General features: G+C 70.9%; 20 protein-coding genes. 5 read left to right on the forward strand and 15 right to left on the reverse strand.

Annotation, left to right across the window (positions count from 1 at the left end; all coding sequences use genetic code 11):
• Nucleotides 1-172 precede the first annotated feature (172 nt).
• Nucleotides 173-331, forward strand: coding sequence for a DUF5679 domain-containing protein (locus BLU27_RS29675; RefSeq protein WP_020575848.1), 159 nt, complete (start codon nucleotides 173-175; stop codon nucleotides 329-331).
• Between the two features lie 27 nt (nucleotides 332-358).
• Here the strand turns inward: BLU27_RS29675 and BLU27_RS29385 are convergent, their stop codons facing one another.
• Entirely contained in the window at nucleotides 359-958 is a 600-nt protein-coding gene (locus tag BLU27_RS29385) for a hypothetical protein (protein ID WP_157728829.1), read from the reverse strand.
• A gap of 156 nt (nucleotides 959-1,114) precedes the next feature.
• On the opposite strand from BLU27_RS29385, the gene BLU27_RS29390 reads away from it, so the two are divergent.
• The 3 genes from BLU27_RS29390 (at nucleotide 1,115) to BLU27_RS27640 (ending at nucleotide 4,644) form a co-directional block, all read left to right on the forward strand.
• Nucleotides 1,115-2,182, forward strand: a complete 1,068-nt coding sequence (locus BLU27_RS29390; RefSeq protein WP_157728830.1) for a ThiF family adenylyltransferase — start codon at nucleotides 1,115-1,117, stop codon at nucleotides 2,180-2,182.
• A 69-nt stretch (nucleotides 2,183-2,251) separates the two neighbouring features.
• Nucleotides 2,252-3,121, forward strand: a complete 870-nt coding sequence (locus BLU27_RS27635; RefSeq protein WP_092656622.1) for an LLM class flavin-dependent oxidoreductase — start codon at nucleotides 2,252-2,254, stop codon at nucleotides 3,119-3,121.
• A gap of 161 nt (nucleotides 3,122-3,282) precedes the next feature.
• A complete protein-coding gene (locus tag BLU27_RS27640) occupies nucleotides 3,283-4,644 on the forward strand; it encodes an ABC1 kinase family protein (RefSeq protein WP_092656624.1) in 1,362 nt (453 codons plus the stop codon).
• A gap of 43 nt (nucleotides 4,645-4,687) precedes the next feature.
• On the opposite strand, the gene BLU27_RS29680 is transcribed toward BLU27_RS27640, so the two are convergent.
• The 7 genes from BLU27_RS29680 to nudC all read right to left on the reverse strand — a co-directional run bounded on the left by BLU27_RS29680 (nucleotide 4,688) and on the right by nudC (nucleotide 10,130).
• Complete coding sequence (locus BLU27_RS29680; RefSeq protein WP_172805051.1) at nucleotides 4,688-4,849, reverse strand: hypothetical protein; 162 nt, start codon at nucleotides 4,847-4,849, stop codon at nucleotides 4,688-4,690.
• A 296-nt stretch (nucleotides 4,850-5,145) separates the two neighbouring features.
• Nucleotides 5,146-5,310: a hypothetical protein gene (locus tag BLU27_RS29685; protein ID WP_172805053.1), complete on the reverse strand. Its 165-nt coding sequence runs from the start codon at nucleotides 5,308-5,310 to the stop codon at nucleotides 5,146-5,148.
• A gap of 155 nt (nucleotides 5,311-5,465) precedes the next feature.
• Entirely contained in the window at nucleotides 5,466-5,747 is a 282-nt protein-coding gene (locus tag BLU27_RS27655; protein WP_092656630.1) for a WhiB family transcriptional regulator, read from the reverse strand.
• A gap of 271 nt (nucleotides 5,748-6,018) precedes the next feature.
• Nucleotides 6,019-6,288: a hypothetical protein gene (locus BLU27_RS27660; RefSeq protein WP_092656632.1), complete on the reverse strand. Its 270-nt coding sequence runs from the start codon at nucleotides 6,286-6,288 to the stop codon at nucleotides 6,019-6,021.
• A gap of 146 nt (nucleotides 6,289-6,434) precedes the next feature.
• Nucleotides 6,435-8,588, reverse strand: a complete 2,154-nt coding sequence (locus BLU27_RS27665) for an ATP-dependent DNA helicase UvrD2 (RefSeq protein ID WP_092656634.1) — start codon at nucleotides 8,586-8,588, stop codon at nucleotides 6,435-6,437.
• 81 nt (nucleotides 8,589-8,669) lie between these two features.
• Complete coding sequence (locus BLU27_RS27670; RefSeq protein ID WP_092656636.1) at nucleotides 8,670-8,915, reverse strand: mycoredoxin; 246 nt, start codon at nucleotides 8,913-8,915, stop codon at nucleotides 8,670-8,672.
• Between the two features lie 171 nt (nucleotides 8,916-9,086).
• Nucleotides 9,087-10,130 (reverse strand): NAD(+) diphosphatase, encoded by a 1,044-nt coding sequence (nudC, locus tag BLU27_RS27675; RefSeq protein WP_197681602.1) that lies wholly within the window; start codon nucleotides 10,128-10,130, stop codon nucleotides 9,087-9,089.
• 249 nt (nucleotides 10,131-10,379) lie between these two features.
• On the opposite strand from nudC, the gene BLU27_RS27680 reads away from it, so the two are divergent.
• Nucleotides 10,380-13,403, forward strand: coding sequence for a M36 family metallopeptidase (locus BLU27_RS27680; protein WP_092656637.1), 3,024 nt, complete (start codon nucleotides 10,380-10,382; stop codon nucleotides 13,401-13,403).
• A 179-nt stretch (nucleotides 13,404-13,582) separates the two neighbouring features.
• On the opposite strand, the gene BLU27_RS29395 is transcribed toward BLU27_RS27680, so the two are convergent.
• The 7 genes from BLU27_RS29395 to BLU27_RS27710 form a co-directional block, all read right to left on the reverse strand.
• A complete protein-coding gene (locus tag BLU27_RS29395) occupies nucleotides 13,583-13,729 on the reverse strand; it encodes a hypothetical protein (protein WP_157728831.1) in 147 nt (48 codons plus the stop codon).
• A 157-nt stretch (nucleotides 13,730-13,886) separates the two neighbouring features.
• A complete protein-coding gene (locus tag BLU27_RS27685; RefSeq protein WP_092656639.1) occupies nucleotides 13,887-14,588 on the reverse strand; it encodes a hypothetical protein in 702 nt (233 codons plus the stop codon).
• Nucleotides 14,572-15,771 carry an ABC transporter ATP-binding protein gene (locus tag BLU27_RS27690; protein WP_092656641.1) on the reverse strand — a complete coding sequence of 400 codons (1,200 nt, stop codon included), beginning with the start codon at nucleotides 15,769-15,771 and terminating at the stop codon, nucleotides 14,572-14,574. Before BLU27_RS27690 ends, BLU27_RS27685 begins: the two co-directional genes overlap by 17 nt.
• Before the next feature lie 30 nt (nucleotides 15,772-15,801).
• Nucleotides 15,802-16,920: an ABC transporter ATP-binding protein gene (locus BLU27_RS27695; RefSeq protein WP_092656643.1), complete on the reverse strand. Its 1,119-nt coding sequence runs from the start codon at nucleotides 16,918-16,920 to the stop codon at nucleotides 15,802-15,804.
• Between the two features lie 10 nt (nucleotides 16,921-16,930).
• Nucleotides 16,931-17,956, reverse strand: coding sequence for a carbohydrate ABC transporter permease (locus BLU27_RS27700; RefSeq protein WP_092656645.1), 1,026 nt, complete (start codon nucleotides 17,954-17,956; stop codon nucleotides 16,931-16,933).
• A gap of 37 nt (nucleotides 17,957-17,993) precedes the next feature.
• Nucleotides 17,994-19,010: a carbohydrate ABC transporter permease gene (locus tag BLU27_RS27705; protein WP_157728832.1), complete on the reverse strand. Its 1,017-nt coding sequence runs from the start codon at nucleotides 19,008-19,010 to the stop codon at nucleotides 17,994-17,996.
• A gap of 9 nt (nucleotides 19,011-19,019) precedes the next feature.
• Entirely contained in the window at nucleotides 19,020-20,615 is a 1,596-nt protein-coding gene (locus BLU27_RS27710; protein WP_157728833.1) for an ABC transporter substrate-binding protein, read from the reverse strand.
• Nucleotides 20,616-20,724: the final 109 nt, after the last annotated feature.

Consider the following 20,724-nt stretch of genomic DNA (forward strand, 5'->3'; position numbering starts at 1 on the left):
CTTCCCGGGCCATCGGTCACGCACAGGCATAAAAGTGCGCACCATGGGCAGGACGTGAGCCATCCGCATGCCGAGCACTCATCGGTGAGCGGCGCTGCAATAAAGTGACCCGAGATCGGGCGGCCCGGGCTGGTCCGCCCTGCCCCGACCCAGCACAGCGAGGAGGGCCGTCATGGCGGAGACCTACACAGGCGAGTTCTACTGTGTGAAATGCAAGGCCAAGCGCAACGCGACCGGCGAGATCAAGGTCAACGACAAGGGCACGAGGATGGCCAAGGCCACCTGCCCCGAGTGTGGCACCAACCTCAACCGGATCCTGGGCAAGGCCTGACGATCACCAGACGCTTCGAGCGGGCGGTCACCCCAGTGGCCGCCCGTCCGAGTGTCGGGTGGAGTGCCCGGCGGGCCGGCCGGCGGCCGCGGAGCGTTTCTGCAGGGCCGCAAGGTAGCGGTTGTACGCCGTGAGCGCCGCCTCGTCCGTCCCGTCCTCGCCGTCAGAGGGGCCGGCCACGTCGCTTCCCGCGGTGGAGTGAACCCCGGTGACGTCCGGCCGCACCAACCGTTTCGGCGGCAGCGGAGGCAGTTCCGTGAGCTCGTCGCCGGTACGCCGGTCAGCGTCCGGGCGAGCGCCCACCTCCGGGCCCGGTCGCGCGTTCGCAGTCTCGCGTTCGCTCGACCCCCGCCGACTCTCCCGCAGCAGCCGCCACCAGACGTAGACCGCGAACACCGCGAAGAACGGCCACTGCAACGCGTAGCCGAAGTTCTGCCAGTCGCCAGTCCGCGACTCGAACCGTCCCAGTTGCCACCAGGCGAGGAACAGAAACGCCGCGACGGCCAGGACGACCACCAGCGTGAAAGCGACCCACTGCCAGCTCAGCAGCCGGCGGAGCAGGCTCGTGGACGTGGGCCGGGACTCCTCGGAGTCGGCGGGTGTGCTCGCGCCGGGCTTGTCGTCCACTTCGCTTCCACTCCCCGCGCATCGCGGTCGCCCACATCCTGCGCCGACGATAACACCGGCTGTGGACAACTCCTCCTGTGGACGACGCCCACCGGCGGGCCCTCGCCCGTGGCAGGCTTCGTTCCCTCGCCGCCGACTCGTCCGGGGAGGTCACCCGTGCGCCCACAGATCAAGCCCGCCCTGCGCCGGGTCTGGCGGGACGGGCAGACCGTCCAGATCGGGCTGGATCCCGCCCACGCGCTCGTGGTCACCGGACTCGACGCCGGACTGCGGCACCTGGTCGAGAGCCTGTCGGGCGCGTGCTCGGAGGAGGATCTGATCACCGCCGCGCTCGCGGAAGGGGTCAGCCTGCCGCGGGCACACCGCCTGCTCCGGCTGCTCGACGAGGGCGGAGCGCTGCAGGACGCCGCGTCCGCCGAGGCGGTGTGGGAAGGGGTCGGGCCGGCCGAGCGAGCACGCCTGACTCCCGACCTTGCCGCCCGTCGGCTCGGCACGCCCGAGGACGACGGCGAGTGGCTCCGCCGTCGCCGGGACGCCGCCGTCTGCGTGTTCGGCGCCGGACGGATAGGAGCGTCGGTGGCAAGCCTCCTCGCCGCCGGCGGGCTGGGCCGGGTCGACGTGAGCGACCGCACCACCACCCGCCCTGCCGACCTGGCGCCGGCCGGACTCTGCACGGGTGACGTCGGCCGCCCGCGTGCCGTCGGCGCCGCACGCGCCGCGAAGCTCGCCGGGCCCTCGACCGAGGTCGGCGCCGGAGGCGTCGGCGGCATCACCGAACGCCCCGACCTCGCAGTGCTCGCCCCCGAGGAGGAGCCCGACCGCAACCTCGCCGACGCGCTCGTCCGCGCCGGGGTGCCGCACCTCGTGGTCCGGATGCGCGAGGGCCGGGCGATCCTCGGCCCGCTCGTCCTGCCCGGCACCTCGTCGTGCGTACGCTGCCACGACCTGCACCGCACCGCTCGTGACCCGCGGTGGCCGGACATCCTGGCCCAGACGGTCGGCGCACCGAACGGGATGCCCGCCTGCGACGTCGTACTCTCCACCGCGGTCGCCGGGCACGCCGCCCTGCATGTGCTGGCGTTCCTCGACGGCGGGCGGCCTCCGTCGGTGGACGCGACCCTGGAGATGGCCCTTCCGCACGGGACCATCCGCCGGCGGTCGTGGTCGATCCACCCGGCGTGCGGGTGCCACTGGGATCCCGAACCCGCGCCGGTTGCCGCCTGACCACTCCCGCCCGGCCGGCCCGCCTCGGTGGCGAGTTCCCTTGTCGGTGGTCGGCTCTAGGTTCTGCCCATGAGATACGGATTCGTGTTGCCTTACGGGGACGCGCGCTCCGCCGCGGAGCTGGCGGAGATCGCCGAGGCCCACGGTTGGGACGGCTTCTTCGTCTGGGAGGGCATCTGGGCTGTCGATCCGTGGGTCGTCCTCGCCGCGGCGGCGACCCGCACCGAGCGCATCCGCCTCGGCACGATGCTCACGCCGCTTCCCCGGCGCCGGCCGTGGGAGCTGGCGGGACAGACCTCCACCCTGGACAACCTCTCCGGTGGGCGGGTCACCCTGTCGGTCGGGCTCGGCGTCGCCGGCGAGGACCGGTTCTGGCTGTTCGAGGACGACCCCGGCCGGCGAGTGCGCGCCGAGCAACTCGACGAGGGCCTGGCGATGCTGCAGCAGCTGTGGGGCGAGGAGGCGTTCGACTTCCAGGGTCGGCACTACCGCTCCCGCACGATCGGCACGCTGGCCCCGCCGCCACCGCCGGCACCGGTGCAGCGGCCCCGCATCCCCGTCTGGGTCGTCGGCGCCTGGCCTCGCCCGAAGTCGATGGCCAGGGCTGCACGCTGGGACGGCTGGCTGCCCCATCACGCCCCCACCGATCCACGCAGCGAGGGTGGCGACTTCTCCCCTGACCTGCTCCGGTCCGGTGTCGAGTGGATTCGGTCACACCGGGCCGAGGCCGGCCTCGGCATGGACGGGTACGACGTGGTGGTCGAGGGCAGCACGCCGGCGCACGATCCCCGCGCCGCCGCGGAGCGGGTCCGTCCATGGGCAGCCGCGGGTGCGACCTGGTGGCTGGACGCCGACTGGAGCCTGGGCTTCGACATCGACCAGGTGCGCGCCGAGTCCGAGCGCCGGCTTCGCGCGGGCCCGCCCCGAGTCGACGGGTGACGCCGACGTCACCAGGAGTACGAACGCTGTCACTGCCGCTGTGACCGAACCGGAGGGAGGATGTCACGCTGCGCACGAACGCCCGGGGTGGCCCGCGGGAGGAGGACGGTGTACGTCCCTCGGCTGACGCCGAGGTTGACTGCTACCTGGACAATGGATCCGTGAGCGATCTTCCCCGACACACAGTCGCCCGGACCGCGCGGCTCGCGAGTCTTCCCATCGGCATCGCCGGCCGGACCGCCCTCGGGCTGGGCAAGCGACTGGGCGGCAAGCCGGCCGAGGTCGTCCTCTCCGAGGCTCAGCGGCGCACCGCCGACCAGCTGTTCAAGGTGCTGGGCGAGCTCAAGGGCGGCGCGATGAAGTTCGGTCAGGCGCTGTCGATCTTCGAGGCCGCTCTTCCCGAACACCTCGCCGGGCCCTATCGCGCCACGCTGACCAAGCTGCAGGATTCCGCGCCGCCGATGTCGGCGGACCGGGTGCACAAGGTGCTCGACCGGGAGCTCGGCCCGCACTGGCGACGGCGGCTGCGCAACTTCGACGACGAGCCGGCCGCGTCGGCGTCGATCGGACAGGTTCACCGTGCCCAGTGGCCGGGCGGACGAGAGGTCGCCGTCAAGATCCAGTACCCCGGAGCGGCGGAGGCGCTGCGCTCCGACCTCAACCAGATTGCGCTACTCAGTCGGCTCTTCACCACCTGGATGCCCGGCCTGGAGGTCAAGCCGCTGGTCGCCGAACTCAAGGCGCGCATCGGCGAGGAGCTCGACTACAGCCTCGAGGCGGAGGCGCAGGAGCGGTTCGCCACCGCCTACGACGGCGACGCCGACTTCGCCATCCCACACGTCCGGCTGCACACCCAGCACGTGCTGGTCACCGACTGGCTGGACGGCACGCCGCTCAGTCAGGTGATCGCGCACGGCACCCAGGAGGAACGCGACCGCGCCGGCCTGCTGTTCGTGCGGTTCCTGTTCTCCGGGCCGGCTCGCGCCGGCCTGCTGCACGCCGACCCGCACCCCGGCAACTACCGCATCACGCCCGACGGACGGCTCGGCGTCCTCGACTTCGGCCTGGTCGCCCGGCTCCCCGGCGGTTTCCCGCCGCAGATCGGCCGGCTGCTGCGGATCGGCCTGAACGGCGACGCCGAGAACATCCTGGAGGGCCTGCGCGCCGAGGGGTTCGTGAAGCCGCACATCGACCTCGACGCCGACGAGCTGTACTCCTACCTCCAGCCGTTCACCGAGCCGGCCCGTCACGAGACGTTCCAGTTCAGCCGGGAGTGGATGCGGTCGCAGTTCCAGCGGATCACCGACGTCCGCAGCACCAGCGCCAAGACGGCGTTCAAGCTCAACCTCCCGCCGTCGTACGCCCTCATCCACCGGGTGTGGAGCGGCGGCATCGGCGTACTCGCCCAACTCGGCACCGAGGCGCCGTTCCGGGCCGAGTTCGAACGATGGCTGCCCGGGTTCACCGACGAACCCGTGATCGGCGCCTCCGACGGTCAGGCGTCGCCGGCACCGACTCCCTGAGCCGGACCCGCCTGGTGGCGCACCGCGACCCGTTCGCCGGCCGTCACCAGTAGCTGCGCTCCAGCCTGCCCTCGATGTTGCGTACGTTCTCGCGCGCGCAGCGGTCGCAGTAGTGCTGGACACTTCCCCGCTCTCGCGACACCACCCAGGTGAGTGGTGGCACGTCCCCCGGAGCGGTCTTTCCACACAGGTCGCAGTCGATCATGATCGCCGTCGCCTCTCGCCAGCGGCCGCTCCCCCGCGGCCGCGTCCGGTCGATGCACCCATGGTTCACGCCGAATGTGACAGCCACGCTACGGACACAGGCCCTGAACCTTTTCGTTATCCACCGTTCGGTCCGTGACCGGTCACCGTCCGACACATCTCCCCCGCGGATGCGCGCGTACAGCGAACGGCCGGGAGCACCCCCACCGCAAAGAGGCTGCGAACAGCGAACGGCCGGGGCACCCCTGTCGGGGTGCCCCGGCCGTGTCAGTTGCGAATGGCGCCGGATCGTCCCGGTCAGACGTAACGCGTCCGTACCAGGAGGGTCCGCAGCGTGAGCTTGCGCTCCTCGCGGTTGCGGCGCCGGGCCCGGCGCGCCTCGGCGGCCCGCCGGTACGCCCGGCCGGCGTCGAGGCGCTCCTGTATCTGCGCTCGTGCGAGATCTTCGTGGAGAAGATTCATGGTGGTGCTCCTTGTGCTGGCTGTGCTGGTGGACCTTCCCCGAAGTGCCGGGGTGAGGGCGTGCTCGGTGTGGAGGTGGTCAGTCATCGGATTCCCTGTGCGAAGGGAGGCGACGGTCCGGCGCGGCCGGTCCGACGTGCTCGGTCGGGTGATGGTCATGCGGCGACTTCGTTCTTGCGGGGACGTCCGCGCGGCCTCTTGCGCGGAACGACCACCCCGGCGATGAAGAGTTCGCCACCCCAGACTCCCCACGGCTCTCGCCGGGCGAGCGCGCCTTCGAGGCACTCCCGCCGGATCGGGCAGTCATGGCAGATGGTTTTCGCGAACTCGACGTCCGCCGGGGACTCCGCGAAGAAGAGCTCCGGGTCGGATGAGCGGCAGGGAAGCTCTGCCTCTGTCACGACGTCCGTTACGGCGTCGAGGACGCTAAGACTCACTTCCAGTCACCTCCTTGTGTCTGGTGTCGTGCTGGGCCCGTACATCCAGTGGCCGGCCACTCCGTGCTCTGTGACCAACCGGTGGTGCTGTGTTGCGGGTGGAGCGGGTGTTGCGGGTGGAGCGGGTTGTAGCGGTGACGCGGATGGTGCGGTGGTGCGTATCTGCGGTGGTACTGGCTCATCGACTGCCGCCTTTGGGTCCGGAGAAACAAGAAGGCCGCGGATCCCGGGTTCGGGATTCCGCGGCCTTGGAGGCGCCAGTCGAGATTTCTCATCGATCTGGTGGGCTCCAGGCTGGAACACCCGACACGGGGGCCTTGGCGATCGGGGCGGAAACGCCCGTCAGGAAGGCCGGAAGGGACTTGGTCACGACGTCGTCACGGACATTGAGCGCGCGCACGCGAACGTCGACACCGCCGCCGGACACACTGGTCCCCTGGCGCGGCAGCTTGACGGGCGAGACGCAACGGCTCGCGATCAGCAGAACCGAGACGGAGGTGTCGACCATCAGCTCGCGCGACACGTCGGTCGTAACGATCACTGGGACCCCCTCCTCTCGGTTTGGACATGCGACGCCGCAGGGCGGCGGCGGGAGTGATGATGACACTAGTGCCTGGCGCCGGAGGCAGGCAACGGAATTAACGAGGGAGTTTTCGGCCCTCTCGCGCCGGGCAGCCGGCCGGGAGATCAGCCGGCCTCGCCGGCACAGATCGCCAGCACGTCATCGGCGTAGCGCTTGAGTTTGGTCGCACCGACCCCCGGGATGCCGGCCAGCTCGGACTCCCCTGACGGGCAGGCCTCCGCGATCGCGATCAGGGTGGCGTCGGTGAAGACGCAGTACGCCGGAACGCGTTGTTCCTGGGCCTGTTCGGTGCGCCAGGTGCGCAGGCGTTCGAACATCGCCTCGTCGTAAGTGGCCGGGCAGTCCGCGCAGCGGCCCACCTTGCGCTCGGCAGCGTCGTGCAGCGGCTGGCCGCAGGTGCGGCACCGCGCCACTGACCGGGTGGTCGTACGCCTGCCGGACCGCTCGCCCCCGCTGCGCCCCTCGACGGCGTCGGCGGCTGCGGAGCCCTTCGGCCGGACCGCGGCGAGGAACCGGGACGGCCCCCGTCGGCCCCGCCCGCCGGGGGTGCGGGACCGCGACCAGGACACGGCCAGGTGCTCACGGGCCCGGGTCACCCCGACGTAGAGGAGCCGGCGTTCTTCCTCCACCTGTTCCTCGGTCTCGGCGTAGGTGATCGGAACCGTGCCCTCGTGCACACCGGCCAGGAACACCGCGTCCCACTCCAGGCCCTTGGCCGCGTGCAGGGTGGCGAGGGTGACTCCGTCGGCGGCGGGGGCGTGCTGGGCGGCGACGCGTTCGTCGACCACCGCGAGGAACGCCGCGAGGTCGGCGTCGGGGTGCTCCTCGGCGAGGTCCCCGGCCAGCGACGCCAGCGCCGTCAGCGACTCCCACCGCTCACGGACCGCGCCCGATCCTGCCGGTGGCTCCTGCGTCCAGCCCGTGGCGGCGAGGACCGCGTGCACGTCGGCGACCAGCCCGGCTCCGGACATCTCCGCGGCCCGGACGGCTCCCCGCAGCAGCACGATCGCCTCCCGTACCTCCGGCCGGTCGAAGAACCGCTCCCCGCCGCGGACGAGGTAGCGGACACCGCGTTCGGCCAGCGCCTGCTCGAACGCCTCCGACTGCGCGTTGACCCGGAACAGGACGGCGATCTCCCGCAGCGGAGTGCCCTGCCGCGCCAGCCGCTGGATCGACCGGGCGACGTCCTCGGCCTCCTCCACCTCGTCGGCGTACTCGGTGAAGGTGGGCTCCGGGCCGTCGGGACGCTGGGCCCGCAGGGTGAGCCGGTGCCGGCTGGCGGGCCCGCGAGCCCCGGCGAGCAGGCCGTTGGCCACCCGGACCACCTGCGGGGTGGAGCGGTAGTCGCGTTCCAGCCGGACGACGGTGGCGCCGCGGTGCCGCTTGGTGAAGTCGAGGAGGTACGCCGGGCTGGCGCCGGCGAAGGAGTAGATGGTCTGGCTCGCGTCGCCGACCACGCACACGTCGGAGCGGTCGCCGACCCACAGGTCGAGCAGGGTCTGCTGGACCGGGCTGACGTCCTGGTATTCGTCCACGACGAAGTGGCGGTACTGCGAGCGGACGGCGGCGGCGACCTTGGGCGAGTCGGCCAGCAGCGCGGCGGTGCACAGCAGGACGTCCTCGAGGTCGAGGTGGCCGCGGTCGCGGCGTACCTCCTCGTAGGCGGCGAACACGTGCGACACCGTGGCGGCGTCGTAGCCCGCGACCTGCCGGCCCGCCTTGGCCGCCACCCGGGGGTAGTCGTCGGGGCGGACGTTGCTGACCTTCGCCCACTCGATCTCGCCGGCCAGGTCGCGGCGACCGGCGAGGTCGGCGTGGACGCGGCACCGCGAGGCGGCCTCGGCCACGAACCGCAACTTGCTGTCGACGATGGGCGGGAGCTCACCGCCGTACACCTGCGGCCAGAAGTAGCGCGCCTGGCGCAGCGCCGCCGAGTGGAAGGTGCGGGCCTGCACCCCGGTCACCCCGAGCTCGCGCAGCCGCCCCCGCATCTCACCGGCGGCACGGGTGGTGAACGTCACCGCCAGCACGGTCTGTGGCTGCCAGCGGCCGGAGAGCACGGCGTAGGCGATCCGGTGGGTGATCGCCCGGGTCTTGCCGGTGCCGGCACCGGCAAGGATGCACAGCGGTCCGTCCAGCGACCTGGCCGCCTCGCGCTGCTCGGGATCGAGCGCGGCCAGCACCTCGTCGGCGGTCGGTGCGGGCCGAGTTCCCGGGGTGCCGGCCAGTCCGGCAAGAAGGTCAGTCACTTCGCCCATGATTCCAGTTCACTCCGACAGCTCGCCCCGACACCCGGGTCGGGTGTCGGGGCGAGGAGGAGTACGAAGTGCCGGGGCTGCTCAGACGGCGGCGAGCCGCTCCTGCACCTGGGCGAGCGAGGGGTTGGTCAGCGCCGAGCCGTCCGGGAACACCACGGTCGGCACGGTCTGGTTGCCGCCGTTGACCTTCATCACGAGTTCGGCCGCGTCGGGCTGGTGCTCGATGTCGACCTCGGTGTAGGCGATGCCCGCGCGTTCCAGCTGCCCCTTGAGCCGACGGCAGTAGCCGCACCAGGGGGTGGAGTACATCGTGATCGAGTTCGACATCTGAGACATCGGTCCTTCCAGACGAGCCGGACACGTGACGTGTGTGCCGGGTCTACCGGGTTCTGTCGTTTCTGGCGTACTGCTCAACCATCCGGCGGCCCTGCTTCTTCCCGCGAGGCTGCCGTCCGGGATCCGTCCCGCGGCCGGCCGTGCCGCCAGGGTACGGACGAGTCACCACGATCCGGACAGGGGTGAGCCGTACCACGTCTCGATCAGCCGGCGAGCGATCGACACCTCGCTGGGCAGCAGCAACTCGCCCGACTCCACCGCAGCCTTCAGCTCGGCCCGGCTCAGCCAGCGCGCCTCGACGATCTCCTCCTCGTCCACCCGGATGTCGGTGGAGATCGCCCGGGCGAAGAAGCCGAGCATCAGGCTGGACGGGAACGGCCAGGGCTGGCTGCCGGCGTACTCCGCGTCGACGACGTGGATACCGGTCTCCTCGTGCACCTCGCGCGCCACGGCGTGCTCCAGCGGCTCACCCGGCTCCACGAAGCCGGCGAGGGTGGAGAACCTCCCCACCGGCCAGCTTCCCTGCCGGCCGAGCAGGCAGCGGTCGTCGGCGTCGGTGACCAGGACGATGATCGCCGGGTCCGTACGCGGGAAGTGCTGGGTCTCGCAGGCTGGGCAGCGGCGCACGTGCCCGCCGTCGGTCGGCCGCGTACGTTCACCACATCGCGCGCAGTGCTGGTGTGCCGCGTGCCAGTTGACCAGCGCGACCGCGTGGACGACCACGCCCGCGTCCCGGTCGGGCAGCGTGCCGCCGACCTCGCGCAGACCGGTCCAGCGGACCTCTCCAGCGAGCGACCCCCCGGCGGAGTCCATGCGGTGGCCGTTCCGGGTGGCGCTCTGCGTCTCCTCCGGGGAACAGCCGTCGAGGAGTACGTAGAGGTCCAGGTCCTCGGGCGCTCCGGCGAGGGCGACCGCGAAGTACGGAACGCCGTCGGTGTCCAGGCCCAGGAAGTAACGCCCCTCGGCATCCGTGTCGGCAACTGCGGCGCCGGCCGGGTCGGTGGCGCCGAGTGCGTCGAGCGAAGCCGGGCTGACGTAGACCAGCGACGCCAGGTCGTCGGTCACCGGCACCTTCCCCGCCAGAACGGGGACGGCCCGAGCCTTCTGGTCGGCCCACCGCGCGGCCACCCAGTCGGGGTCGCGGCGACGCTCCGTCGCCCGGTCGAGGGTGGCGCGGGCAAGGGCGAGCGAGGAGAGGCGAGGCACGGTCGACCACTGTAACGGCGCAAGCCCGGCCACGTCGTCCGCGCGTACACGCCGGTCCGCACCGGGCCACCGCCCGGCGACCGTTCCCGGACGAGAGGCCCGGAGGTGGGCGTACGTCAACTTTGGGGAAAGCGGAACGAACTGTCGGATCGCGGGACTACTGTTCCCGCTGCGACTTCCAGCGCTCAGTGCCACGTCCGACACGGTCGGTCGCGGGCCTGACCCGACGCCTCATGAAGGAGGCACGGTATGCGTTTCGCTTCGCCCCCCGGTTCCCCGCCCGGTTCGCCGCCCGGCTCCCAGCCGGTTCCCGAGCCCGCCGACGCACGTCGTTCCCGTCGGCCGGCGCGAGTACGCCGCCAGGCACTGCTCGCGGCGGGCGCACTGCTCACTGCCGGGCTGCTGCCCGCGGCGAACGCCTTCGCCGCCTCACCGCAGACGGCCCAGCCGCAGGGGTCGGCCAAGCCGGGCCACCCGAACCACGCCACGTCACCGGTCTCGTCGGGCAGCCGGCAGTCCGGGCCCGGCGACAAGCCGGCGTTCTACGACTCCCGCACCGAACCCGCCGCGAAGACGAGCCTGCAGCGCCGGGCGGCGAAGTTCGCCGCCCGGCCAGAGGTCACGACGTTGCGCAGATCCCTGGGCCGGGAGGGCATCGTCGACGTCGACCCGGTGACCGGCACGCCGCGACAGGTCGCCCGCACCGACGGCTTCCTCACCGCTTCGAGCAAGGCCGCGCCGAAGTCGGTCGCGCTGTCCTACGTACGCGCCCACCTCGCCGGGCTGGGGCTTTCGGCCGCCGACGTCGACCGGCTGACCCTGCGCCGGGACTACGTCGACGTCGCCGGCACGCACCATCTGTCGTTCGTCCAGTCGGTGGGCGGCGTGCCGGTGTTCGGCAACGGACTGAAGGCCCACGTCGCCCGCGACGGCCGGCTGGTCGCGCTGGACGGCTCGCCGGTCGCCGGGCTCCCGGCCGGCCTGCCCGCTCCGCAGCTCACCGCCGACCGTGCCCGGCGAGCCGCGGTCGCCGACGTGTTCGCCACCCCGAAGCGGGCAACCGCCAAGCCCGGCAAGGGCCCGACGCGGGAGACGGTGTTCTCCGACGGAGACCGGGCGCAGCTGGTGGTCTTCGTGACCACCGCCGGCCCGCGCCTCGGCTGGCAGACCATCACCTCCCCCGGCCGCACCGCGATGTACCTCCACGTGGTCGACGCGGCGACCGGTCGCGTGCTCTACCGGCGCGACCTGGTGCAGCACGACCGGGCCGACGTCGTGGACAACTACCCGGGCGCGTCGCGCGGCGGCCGGACCCACACGGTCAACCTCCCCGCCAGGTGGCTGCCGAAGGACTCCCCGAGGCTGGCCGGCAACGTCGCCCACGTCTACACCGACGCCAACGACGACGACTACGCCGAGCGGACCGAGGAGATCACGCCGGCCGCCGCCGGCTCGTTCCGGTTCCCGCTCCGGGAGTTCGCGCTGGGCGGTGACTGCTCGGCGCTCTCCCCGTGCACCTGGGACCCCGACACCCCGAACTCCTGGCAGGTCAACCGGCGCCGGGACGGCGCCCAGCTGTTCTACTTCCTCGGCAGGTTCCACGACCACCTCGCCGCGGCGCCGATCGGGTTCACCCGGCAGGCCGGCAACTTCGAGGCGGTCGACGACGACGCCGTGCAGGGCGAGAACCTCGACGGAGCCGCCACCGACGGAAGCGGGCTGCCCGACCCCCTGCACATCGACAACGCCAACATGGCCACCCCGCCCGACGGCATCCAGCCGCGGATGCAGATGTATCTCTGGCGGATGCCCGGCGACCCGAGCGACCCGTTCCTCGCCGCCAGCGGCGCCAACGACGCGGGGATCGTCTACCACGAGTACACCCACGGCCTGTCCAACCGCCTCGTCGTGGACGCCGACGGCGTGTCCACGCTGGGCAACTACCAGGCCGGCTCGATGGGCGAGGCGTGGAGCGACTGGTACGCCGAGGACTTCCTGGTCCGCAGCGGCCTGGTCGAGGACACCTCCGCACCTGGCGAGATCCGCGTCGGCCAGTACGTCGGCCACGGCGAGGACCTGATCCGCACCCAGCCGATCGACTGCCCCGTGGGATCCACCTCGCCGAAGTGCCCGGGCACCCCGGCGACCGGCCCCGGGGGCTACACCTACGGCGACTTCGGCCGGATCATCGGCCGTCCGGAAGTGCACGCCGACGGAGAGATCTGGGCGGCCACGCTGTGGGACCTGCGCACCCGGCTGGGTTCCACCCGCAGCGAGTCGCTGGTCACCCGGGCGATGGAGCTGTCCCCGGCCAACCCGTCGTACCTCGACATGCGCAACTCCATCCTGCAGGCCGACCTGGTGGTCGACCACGGCCGGGCGCACAGCGTGATCTGGCAGGTCTTCGCCCACCGGGGCATGGGCTACTTCGCCGGCTCGGTCGATGGCGACGACACCTCGCCGGTGGAGGACTTCTCCACCCCGCCTCCGGCCGGCGCCCCCACCGGCACGCTGGCCGGCCGGGTGACCGACGCCGAGTCCGGTGACCCGGTGGCGGGGGCGACGGTGGCGTTCGGCGGCCACAACTCCGGCTTCGCCGGCGACTACGCCGCGGTCACCGACGCGCAGGGGCACTACTCCGTCTCCGGCGTCGTCGCGGGTACCTACCCGAAGGTGTTCGCGCAGGGAGCGGGCTACGACCGGGTGACCCGGACCGTCTCCGTACACCGGGGAACCAACACGCTGGACTGGTCGATCCGGCGCGACTGGGCCGCCCTGGCCGGCGGCAGCGAGGTGACCGACGCCAACGGCGACGACTACAGCGCCTACGGCTGCGGACCGGCCGCGATGTTCGACCAGTCGCAGGGCACCGGCTGGTCGACCGACGCGGTGCCCGGCACGCCGGCCAGTTCGGTCGATCCGAGGTACGTCGTGGTCCAGCTGCCGCGGGCGGTCGATATCTCCGAGGTGGCCATCGACCCCACCGCGACCTGCGGCGACGGCGGCAGCTCCTCCACCGGTGACTATCGCGTGGAGACCTCCGTGGACGGCACCGCCTGGACGACGGCGGCGCAGGGCCACTTCGGCCTGGCCAACCGCAACAAGATGAACGCCGTGCCGCTGTCGGCGGGCACCACGGGCGTTCGCTACGTCCGCTACACGATGCTCGGCACCCAGTTGGCCGAGGCCGGTGGATCCACCTGCCCGGGCAACTACACCGGTTGCCAGTTCGTCGACTCGGTGGAGCTCGCGGTGTACGGCACGGGTAGGTGAGCAGCGTCCTTCCGGAGTAGGCGACCGGGGCGCCGACCGCGTGGTCGGCGCCCCGGTTCGCGTGTGCGGTCGCGTGACCGCGACAGTCGGGTGACCGGCCGGCCGACCGCGCCGGCCGACCGCGCGGGCCGGCCGACCGCGGCGGGTGGGTGACCGGCCGGCCGACCGCGGCGAGTGGGTCAGTAGCCGTCGAGGTCGAGCACGACCAGTAGGGCGTACTCCACGTCGAAGCGCATTTCGTCCCGCATGGTCGGCACGGCAACCCATCGTTGGCGGTGCGTTTCGTACCACAGCAGGTATTCGCGGGCTCGGTCGAGTCGACGCACGGTGAAGGCTCCTCCCCGTCGGAGAACGCAAGGACACCCCCACCCCGGGACCACGTCCGCCCACCTCCGCCCCCTGGATCTCCGACCACCGAACCGGTCGGTGACGAATCTCCTGGGAGAGGCTGCGGTCGAACGTATGGTCGAATGTTAGGTGGTGTCAGCGGGCAGGTGGCGTCGACACGACGGAGTGGAGGTCACGAAGTCGGTGGGTTTGGGCAACGGCGACGAGCACCGGCACGATCAGTGCCACCCCGGCGATCGTCACCACTCCCACGAGAACGCAGAGCCCCACGAGCAGCCAGGTGACCAGCGCGCGTTCGGGCGCCTGCCAGACCAGCCGTACCGACTCCGCCGCGAGCCGCACGGGCGGCAGCCCGGGGTCGGCGGCGAACAGCGGTCCCCAGTACGTCCCGCACACCGACCAGACCAGCACGGCCAGCGTCAGCACCGTCACCAGCGGGGTGAGACCGGCCGCCGAGGCTGCCCACGCCGCCCAGACGAGTACGCCGAACGTTCCGTAGAGCGGCGCCAGGGTGCGCAGGGCGGGCAGCCAGAGCTCACGGAGGAGTTCGGCCGCCAGCCCGAGGTCGACGTGCTGGCCCCGGCAGGCCGAGGCGGCGACGCCGTACACCACCGCGGTGGCCGGCGGCAGGGCCGTCGCGCTGACCAGCCCGAGCGCCACCCGCAGCCAGCCCGGCAGCCCGGTGAACGCCAGCGCCACCACGCCGGGCGCGAGCACGGCCGCCCAGGCGAGGTTGGTCATCACCATCCGCTCCACCTGGTCGGCGACGGTGGCGAAGGTTGCCAAGGAAGGGCTCCGGCGCTCGTCGCCAGGGCCGATGTCATCCAGGAACGGCACCGGCGGCCTCCTGCCCACTCGACGGGTTCGCGCCGGCGGTGACCGGTCTCTCCGCTGCCAGCAGCGACGCCCCGCTCTCGGCGTCGAACAGGTGCACCTTCGCCATGTCCACGCCGAGCGGGATCTCCTGGTCGAGGTAGCTGGACGGCACACGCACCTTGAACGTCGCCACGAAGTCCTGGCCCTCCTCACCGCCCGGTCCCTCCGGAAGGCTGAGGTAGACCGTGCTGCCGCTGGACGTGGGCTCGACCAGGTTGACCACGCCGTGCACGGTGTTGTCCTCGGTGACCTCGAACGGCGCCATCCGCGGCACGTGCAGGTGCTCGGGCCGCACGCCCAGCTTGACCGGACGGTCGACGTGACGGCGCAGGCGTTCGGTCACGCTCGGATCCAGCGGCAGCCGCAGGCCCGCGCCCTCCACCACCAGTCCGTCGCCGTCGCCGCGCACCACCATGTCGAACAGGTTGATGCTGGGCGTCCCGATGAAGTACGCCACGAACAGGTTGGCGGGATGGTCGTACAGCTGCGCCCCGGTGCCGATCTGCTGGATCCGGCCCGCGTTCATCACCGCGATCCGGTCGCCGAGCGCCATCGCCTCGGACTGGTCGTGGGTGACGTAGACGGTGGGCCGGCGCTTCTCCCGGTGCAGGGTGAGGATGTCCTCGCGTGCCTGGTACCGCAGCTGGGCGTCCAGGTTGGACAGCGGTTCGTCGTACAGATACAACGCCGCGTCCCGCACCATCGCCCGCGACAGCGCCACCCGCTGGCGTTCGCCGCCGGACAGCTGCCGGGGCTTGCGGGCCAGCAGGTGGTCGATGCGGAACGTCGCCGCCGCGGCCGGCACGCCGGTCCGGACCTCCGCTCGGGGAGTACGCCGGGATCGCAGGCCGTAGGCGATGTTCTCGAACACCGTCATGTGCGGCAGGATCGCGTAGTCCTGGAAGACCATCGCGATGTTGCGGTCCCGCGGCCGGATCTCGTTGACCAGCCGCTCGCCGAAGCGGATCTCCCCGGAGGTGACGGGTTCCAGGCCGGCCAGCAGCCGCAGCGTCGTCGTCTTGCCGCAGCCGGACGGGCCGACGAGGACGAGCAGCTCACCGGCGGCGATCTCGAAGCTCACCCCGTCGACGGCACGTTTCTCCGCGAACTGCTTGACCAGGTTGTCCACCGTGATCGCGTTCACCGTTCCGCTCCTCCTCGTTCCGGTGCCGTCTCAGAACAGTTCGAGTACGCCGGGGACATGGTGCGGCTCCTCTCCGTCGGCGGCGAACACGTACGCCCGCTCCCAGTCCGGGGTGATCGACACCTCGGACCGGTCGGGGTAGTCGACGGGCGCGGTCACCGCGACGTTGGCCTCGCCCAGGTGGCCGTACAGGAAACTCGCCCGCTCGGTGGGGATCCGCTCGCGGTGCCGCACCCGCAGCGGTGCGCCGTCGGCGGTGTCCAGCAGCCATCCCTCCGGCCGCACCCCGACCCGCACCCGGCCGGTCGGCAACGACCCGGCGAGGTCGTCGGGCAGTTGCCAGGTGCCACCGGGCACGGCCACCCGGCCGGCCTCGATCGTGGCCGGGATCACAGCCATCGGCGGGGCACCGACGAACGTCGCGACGAACAGGTTCGCCGGGGTGGAGTACAGCTCGTCGAACGTGCCCACCTGTTCGATCCGGCCGCCGCGCATCACCGCGATCCGGTCGCCCATGAAGATGGCTTCCTGCTGGTCGTGGGTGACGTACAGGGTGGTGATGGCGAACTTCCGCAGCAGCTTGCGGATCTCCACCCGGGTGCGCTCGCGCAGCTTGGCGTCCAGGTTGGAGATCGGCTCGTCCATGAGGAACAGCTGCGGCTCACGGACGATGCACCGCCCGATCGCCACCCGCTGCTGCTCACCGCCGGACAGGGTGTCGGGCACCCGGCCGAGCAACTGCTCGAAGCCGATGCCCATCCGCTCGGCGGTCTCGCGAGTCCGCTGCTCGGCCTCCTCCTCGCTGCGGTCGTGCACCTCGAAGTAGTACGCCAGGTTGCCCTTCCCCTTCATCGACGGGTAGAGCGCGTAGTCCTGGAACACCATGCCCACACCGCGTTCCTGCGGACGTACGTAGGTGACGTCCTGGCCGTTGTAGAGGATCCGGCCGGAGTCGGGGTACTCAAGGCCCGCGACGACCTTGAGCAAGGTGGACTTGCCACACCCCGACGAGCCCACCACGCTGACCGTTTCCCCTTCGGCGAGGGACAGGCTCACGCCGTCCAGGGCCGGCCGCTCCCCGCCGTCGGAGTCCACCACCCGCTCGGCCTGGTAACGCTTGCGCACCTGCTCGATCTCGACCGACGCCATCGGCAGTTCCTCACTTCAGGCCGCGCAGGCGGATGCCGCGCAGGAGGTACTCACGGCAGACGACGAACGCGATGAACACCGGCAGCGACTGCAGGATGCCGAGCACCATCAGGCCGTTCCACGACATGCCGGCGGACAGGATCTGCTGCATCTGCTGGGCCGCCGCGCTCGCCTGGTCGGCGTCCGTCGCACCTGCCTGGGTGAACTTCTGCAGCAGGTTGTAGATCTCCACCGAGGCCGGCATCTTGTCGGGGCTCTGCAACACCACCAGCGGCCACAGGAACTGGTCCCAGGCGCCGCTGAACGCGCCCCAGATCGCCACGGCGTACACCGGAACGCTCATCGGCAACACGATCCGGCGGAAGATGTTGAACTCCGACCCGCCGTCCACCCGGGCCGCCTGGATCACCGAGTTCGGGATCGTGTCGAAGAAACCCTTGAAGAGAAGGAAGTTGAACGCCTGGAACACGATCGGCAGGATCACCGCCCAGTGGGTGTCCCAGATCCGTACGTTGGGCCAGACGAGGGTGTCACTGCCGAAGAACGACGGCGCGTCCGGAAGCGCGAACGGGAAGTTGCGGGTCAGCAGGTAGTTCGGGATCAGCGTGAGCGCCGCCGGCATCATCAGCGTGCCGATGAAGAACAGGAAGGACCAGCGGGCCAGCGGACCCGTCTGCAACTTGGAGTTGGCGTACGCCGCGAGCGAGGTGATCGGGATGCCGAGCACCAGAACCCAGAACGTGATGTGCACGGAGTTCAGGAAGAACTTCCAGAACGGCCCGTCCATCAGCGTGGTGGCGGCGGTGTTGCCGCCCTGGACCAGGCTCACCACCAGTCGCCATCCGGCCAGTGTCCCATCGTGCGGCCACCAGGTCGGTGGGAACTGCAACACCTCCTGCCCGGACTTGAACGACGTGATCAGCATGAAATAGAAGGGAAACAGGTGCAGGGTGATGCCGAGGCACAGGAACGCCACGACCAGCCACCAGGCGATCCGCAGCATCGGCTGCCGACGCCCCACGCGTGGGAAGAGCATGTCTTCGGTCCTCCAACCGGTCTAGGGGTCTGCCGGCCTACTGGTCGGGGTCCTCGCGGAAGAACCTGCGCTGGATGACGACCAGCACCATCGTCACCACGAACAGGAAGACACCCAGCGCGGTCGCGTCCGCGTACCGCAGACTGCGCATGAGTTCGTAGAGGTACATGACGACGGTGCGGCTGGCACCCCCTGGACCGCCGCCGGTCATGATGAGCGGAAACTCGAACGCCTGCGAGGATCCGATCACCGCGAAGATCAGCAGCATCGAGATGACCGGGCGCAGCCGGGGCAGTGAGATGGTCCAGATCTTGCGCCAGAAGCCCGCGCCCTCGATCTCGGCCGCCTCGTAGTAGGAGGCCGGGATCCCTTGCAGGGTTGCCATGTAGATCAGGCCGGGCCCGAAAAACAGGATGCCGGGGAAAACCAGCCAGAACAGCACCTGGTTGCCGCTGTTGAGGAACGGCTGCGGCGACAGGTGCAGCACCTCCGTGGCCACCCACTGGAACAGGCCGTACTGCGCGTTGAACATGTAGCGGAACAACAGCGTGCTGGCGATCCCCGACAGCGGCAGGAACCACAGCAGCATCATCCAGCGGATGTGCCTCCGCGGCATCTCCATCAGCAGGATCGCCACCACCACGGGGATCATGAACGTCAACCCGATGCTCAGCACCGTGTAGATCGCGGTGACCTTGAACGCCTCACCGACCAGCGGGTCGCGCCACATCCGCAGGTAGCTCGTCAGCCCGGTGAACTCCACCGGGCCGCGGAAGCGGGCGTTGGTGAAGCTGATGACGAACGCCATCAGCAGCGGATACCAGCCCCACGACAGCTGGAACAGGAACGCCGGGGTGACGAACAGCGCTCCTTCCAACCGGCGCCTGCGGCTCAGCCTGGGCGTGGCCGCGGTGCTGGTGCCCTGCGCGCCCTGGGGCGTCCCGGCGCCGGGCGAGTCGGTCACCGCGGTCGGCGCCGCGCCCTGGGCACCAGCAGGATTCTGGGGGTTCTGGCCGGAGCCCGCGGCCCCGGGAATCACTCGTTCACCAGTCATCGGTGCCGCTCATCCCTTCAGGGCCGGCAGGACGGAGTTCTGGTACCACGGCGAGAAGACCTCGCGGTGGTAGTCCGGTGCGTTGTCCCGCCAGTAGGTGTCGTGCGCACCGAAGTACCCGCGGGCAGCCTTGACGAAGTCCGGGTCGGAGGTGCTGGAGGAGAAGCTCCTCGCCTGGGCGTTCATCGTGTCCTGCATCTTCGCCAGGTCCGCCCGCAGGTCGAGGGTCCCGCGTTCGTTCGCCCACCGTGAGGTCATGTCGTCGCGGGCGGTGCCGGTCGGCCCGGGGCTCAGCTCGGCCGGGAAGTAGAACGCCTCGTTCGGCACCAGCGGGATCCTGGAGGCCCGGCGAACCTGGTCCATGAACGGCTTGCCCCACGCGTCGTCGGGAGTGACCGGCATCTGTTCCACCAGCCCGGCGAACAACGGCATGAAGTCGGCACTGTCGAAGACCCGCTTGGGATCCTTGGTGGCCGCGTACGTCGCCTTCTTCTGCTCGACCCACCCCGGCCCCTTCATCCACGCGTGCAGGCTGATCGCCTTGTCCAGGGCGAGGTCGTCCATGTCGGGTGAGAAGCCGACGAGGTCCACCTGGCCCTGGGTGGTGCCAGTACGCCCGTTCAGGCCGATCGGCTGGGTCATCCACCCCACGACGTCCTCGATCGGCTTCTTCAGCCGGGCCGCCAGGTCGGCCGGCGCGGTGTCGCTGCCTGGTGTGTTGGCGAAGAAGATCACCGTGTTGTTGTGCATCGCGGCGTCGCCGCGGACGAACGCCGCGAGTGTGTCGCCGTCGCCCATGCTCACGTCCGCCAACACGCTCTTGTCCTTGTAGACCATGTCCCGCATACCCTGGATGAGCGGCACCCAGCGGTCCGCGCCGGACAGGTAGTCCCAGCGCCAGTTCCAGTTCGTCGCCGGTGCGGGCAGCTTGGCGTGGAAGTCCATCCCGTCCGCGCTCATCCGCATGTTGAGGCCCCAGCCCTGTAGGACGATTCCCTTGCGCTTGCCCTTGGTGAGTCCCTTGGCCAGGGTGCGTACGTCGTCCCAGGTCCAGTCCGGCGTCGGTTCCTTCAGCCCCAGTTCGCGCACCAGGTCGACGCGGTAGTGCAGCCCGGTCCCGACGTTGTAGATCCACGGCGCGGCGTAGAACTTCCCGTCGACCTGCCACTTCTCCCAGATGGGCTTGACGTAGCTCGCCAGCTTGCCGGCGATGTCGTGCGCCTTGAGGTGTTCGGTCACGTCGGCCGACAACCCCTGCGCCATCGCCGACCGCACCGCCTGGCGGTTCCAGCCGCCGAGCACGTCGCCGGGGAACATCGACGGAGCGGTGCCGCCGGTGATCGCGGTGGACAACGTCTGCTGGTTCCACACGTCCAGCTTGACGTCGCGGATCGTGACGCCGGGGTTCTTGTCCATCCAGGCGCCGAGCACGTCCGCGTAGGACTTCGTTCCTGCGTTGGCCTGCTGGTCCTTCTTCGTCGGCATCGGACCGTACGGCCAGCCGCCCGACGTCTTCAGTACGACATGCCCGTCGGTGCTGGCACCCCGGCGCGCACACGAGCTCAGCAGGCCGCCCCCGGCGGCGAGAACGGTCCCCGACGCCATCAGGGAGAGCAGCTGCCTCCGGGTGGGGGCGGCGTATCCCTGCGTGGCATGGTCGGCGCAAGACGTGGTTGACGGCCGGGAGGACCGCCTCGGTCTTCTCGGACTTGCG

The organism is Actinopolymorpha singaporensis (genome assembly GCF_900104745.1).
GTDB classification, from domain to species: domain Bacteria; phylum Actinomycetota; class Actinomycetes; order Propionibacteriales; family Actinopolymorphaceae; genus Actinopolymorpha; species Actinopolymorpha singaporensis.

What these genes read in the sequence shown, in the direction of transcription:
- BLU27_RS27700 (WP_092656645.1), bottom strand. Translation starts at nt 17,956, where the DNA reads ATGCTCTTCCCACGCGTGGGGCGTCGGCAGCCGATGCTGCGGATCGCC.
- BLU27_RS27710 (WP_157728833.1), bottom strand. Translation starts at nt 20,615, where the DNA reads ATGGCGTCGGGGACCGTTCTCGCCGCCGGGGGCGGCCTGCTGAGCTCG.
- BLU27_RS27680 (WP_092656637.1), top strand. Translation starts at nt 10,380, where the DNA reads ATGCGTTTCGCTTCGCCCCCCGGTTCCCCGCCCGGTTCGCCGCCCGGC.
- BLU27_RS27635 (WP_092656622.1), top strand. Translation starts at nt 2,252, where the DNA reads ATGAGATACGGATTCGTGTTGCCTTACGGGGACGCGCGCTCCGCCGCG.
- BLU27_RS29680 (WP_172805051.1), bottom strand. Translation starts at nt 4,849, where the DNA reads ATGATCGACTGCGACCTGTGTGGAAAGACCGCTCCGGGGGACGTGCCA.
- BLU27_RS29685 (WP_172805053.1), bottom strand. Translation starts at nt 5,310, where the DNA reads ATGAATCTTCTCCACGAAGATCTCGCACGAGCGCAGATACAGGAGCGC.
- BLU27_RS27670 (WP_092656636.1), bottom strand. Translation starts at nt 8,915, where the DNA reads ATGTCGAACTCGATCACGATGTACTCCACCCCCTGGTGCGGCTACTGC.
- BLU27_RS27665 (WP_092656634.1), bottom strand. Translation starts at nt 8,588, where the DNA reads ATGGGCGAAGTGACTGACCTTCTTGCCGGACTGGCCGGCACCCCGGGA.
- BLU27_RS29675 (WP_020575848.1), top strand. Translation starts at nt 173, where the DNA reads ATGGCGGAGACCTACACAGGCGAGTTCTACTGTGTGAAATGCAAGGCC.
- BLU27_RS27695 (WP_092656643.1), bottom strand. Translation starts at nt 16,920, where the DNA reads ATGGCGTCGGTCGAGATCGAGCAGGTGCGCAAGCGTTACCAGGCCGAG.
- BLU27_RS27705 (WP_157728832.1), bottom strand. Translation starts at nt 19,010, where the DNA reads ATGACTGGTGAACGAGTGATTCCCGGGGCCGCGGGCTCCGGCCAGAAC.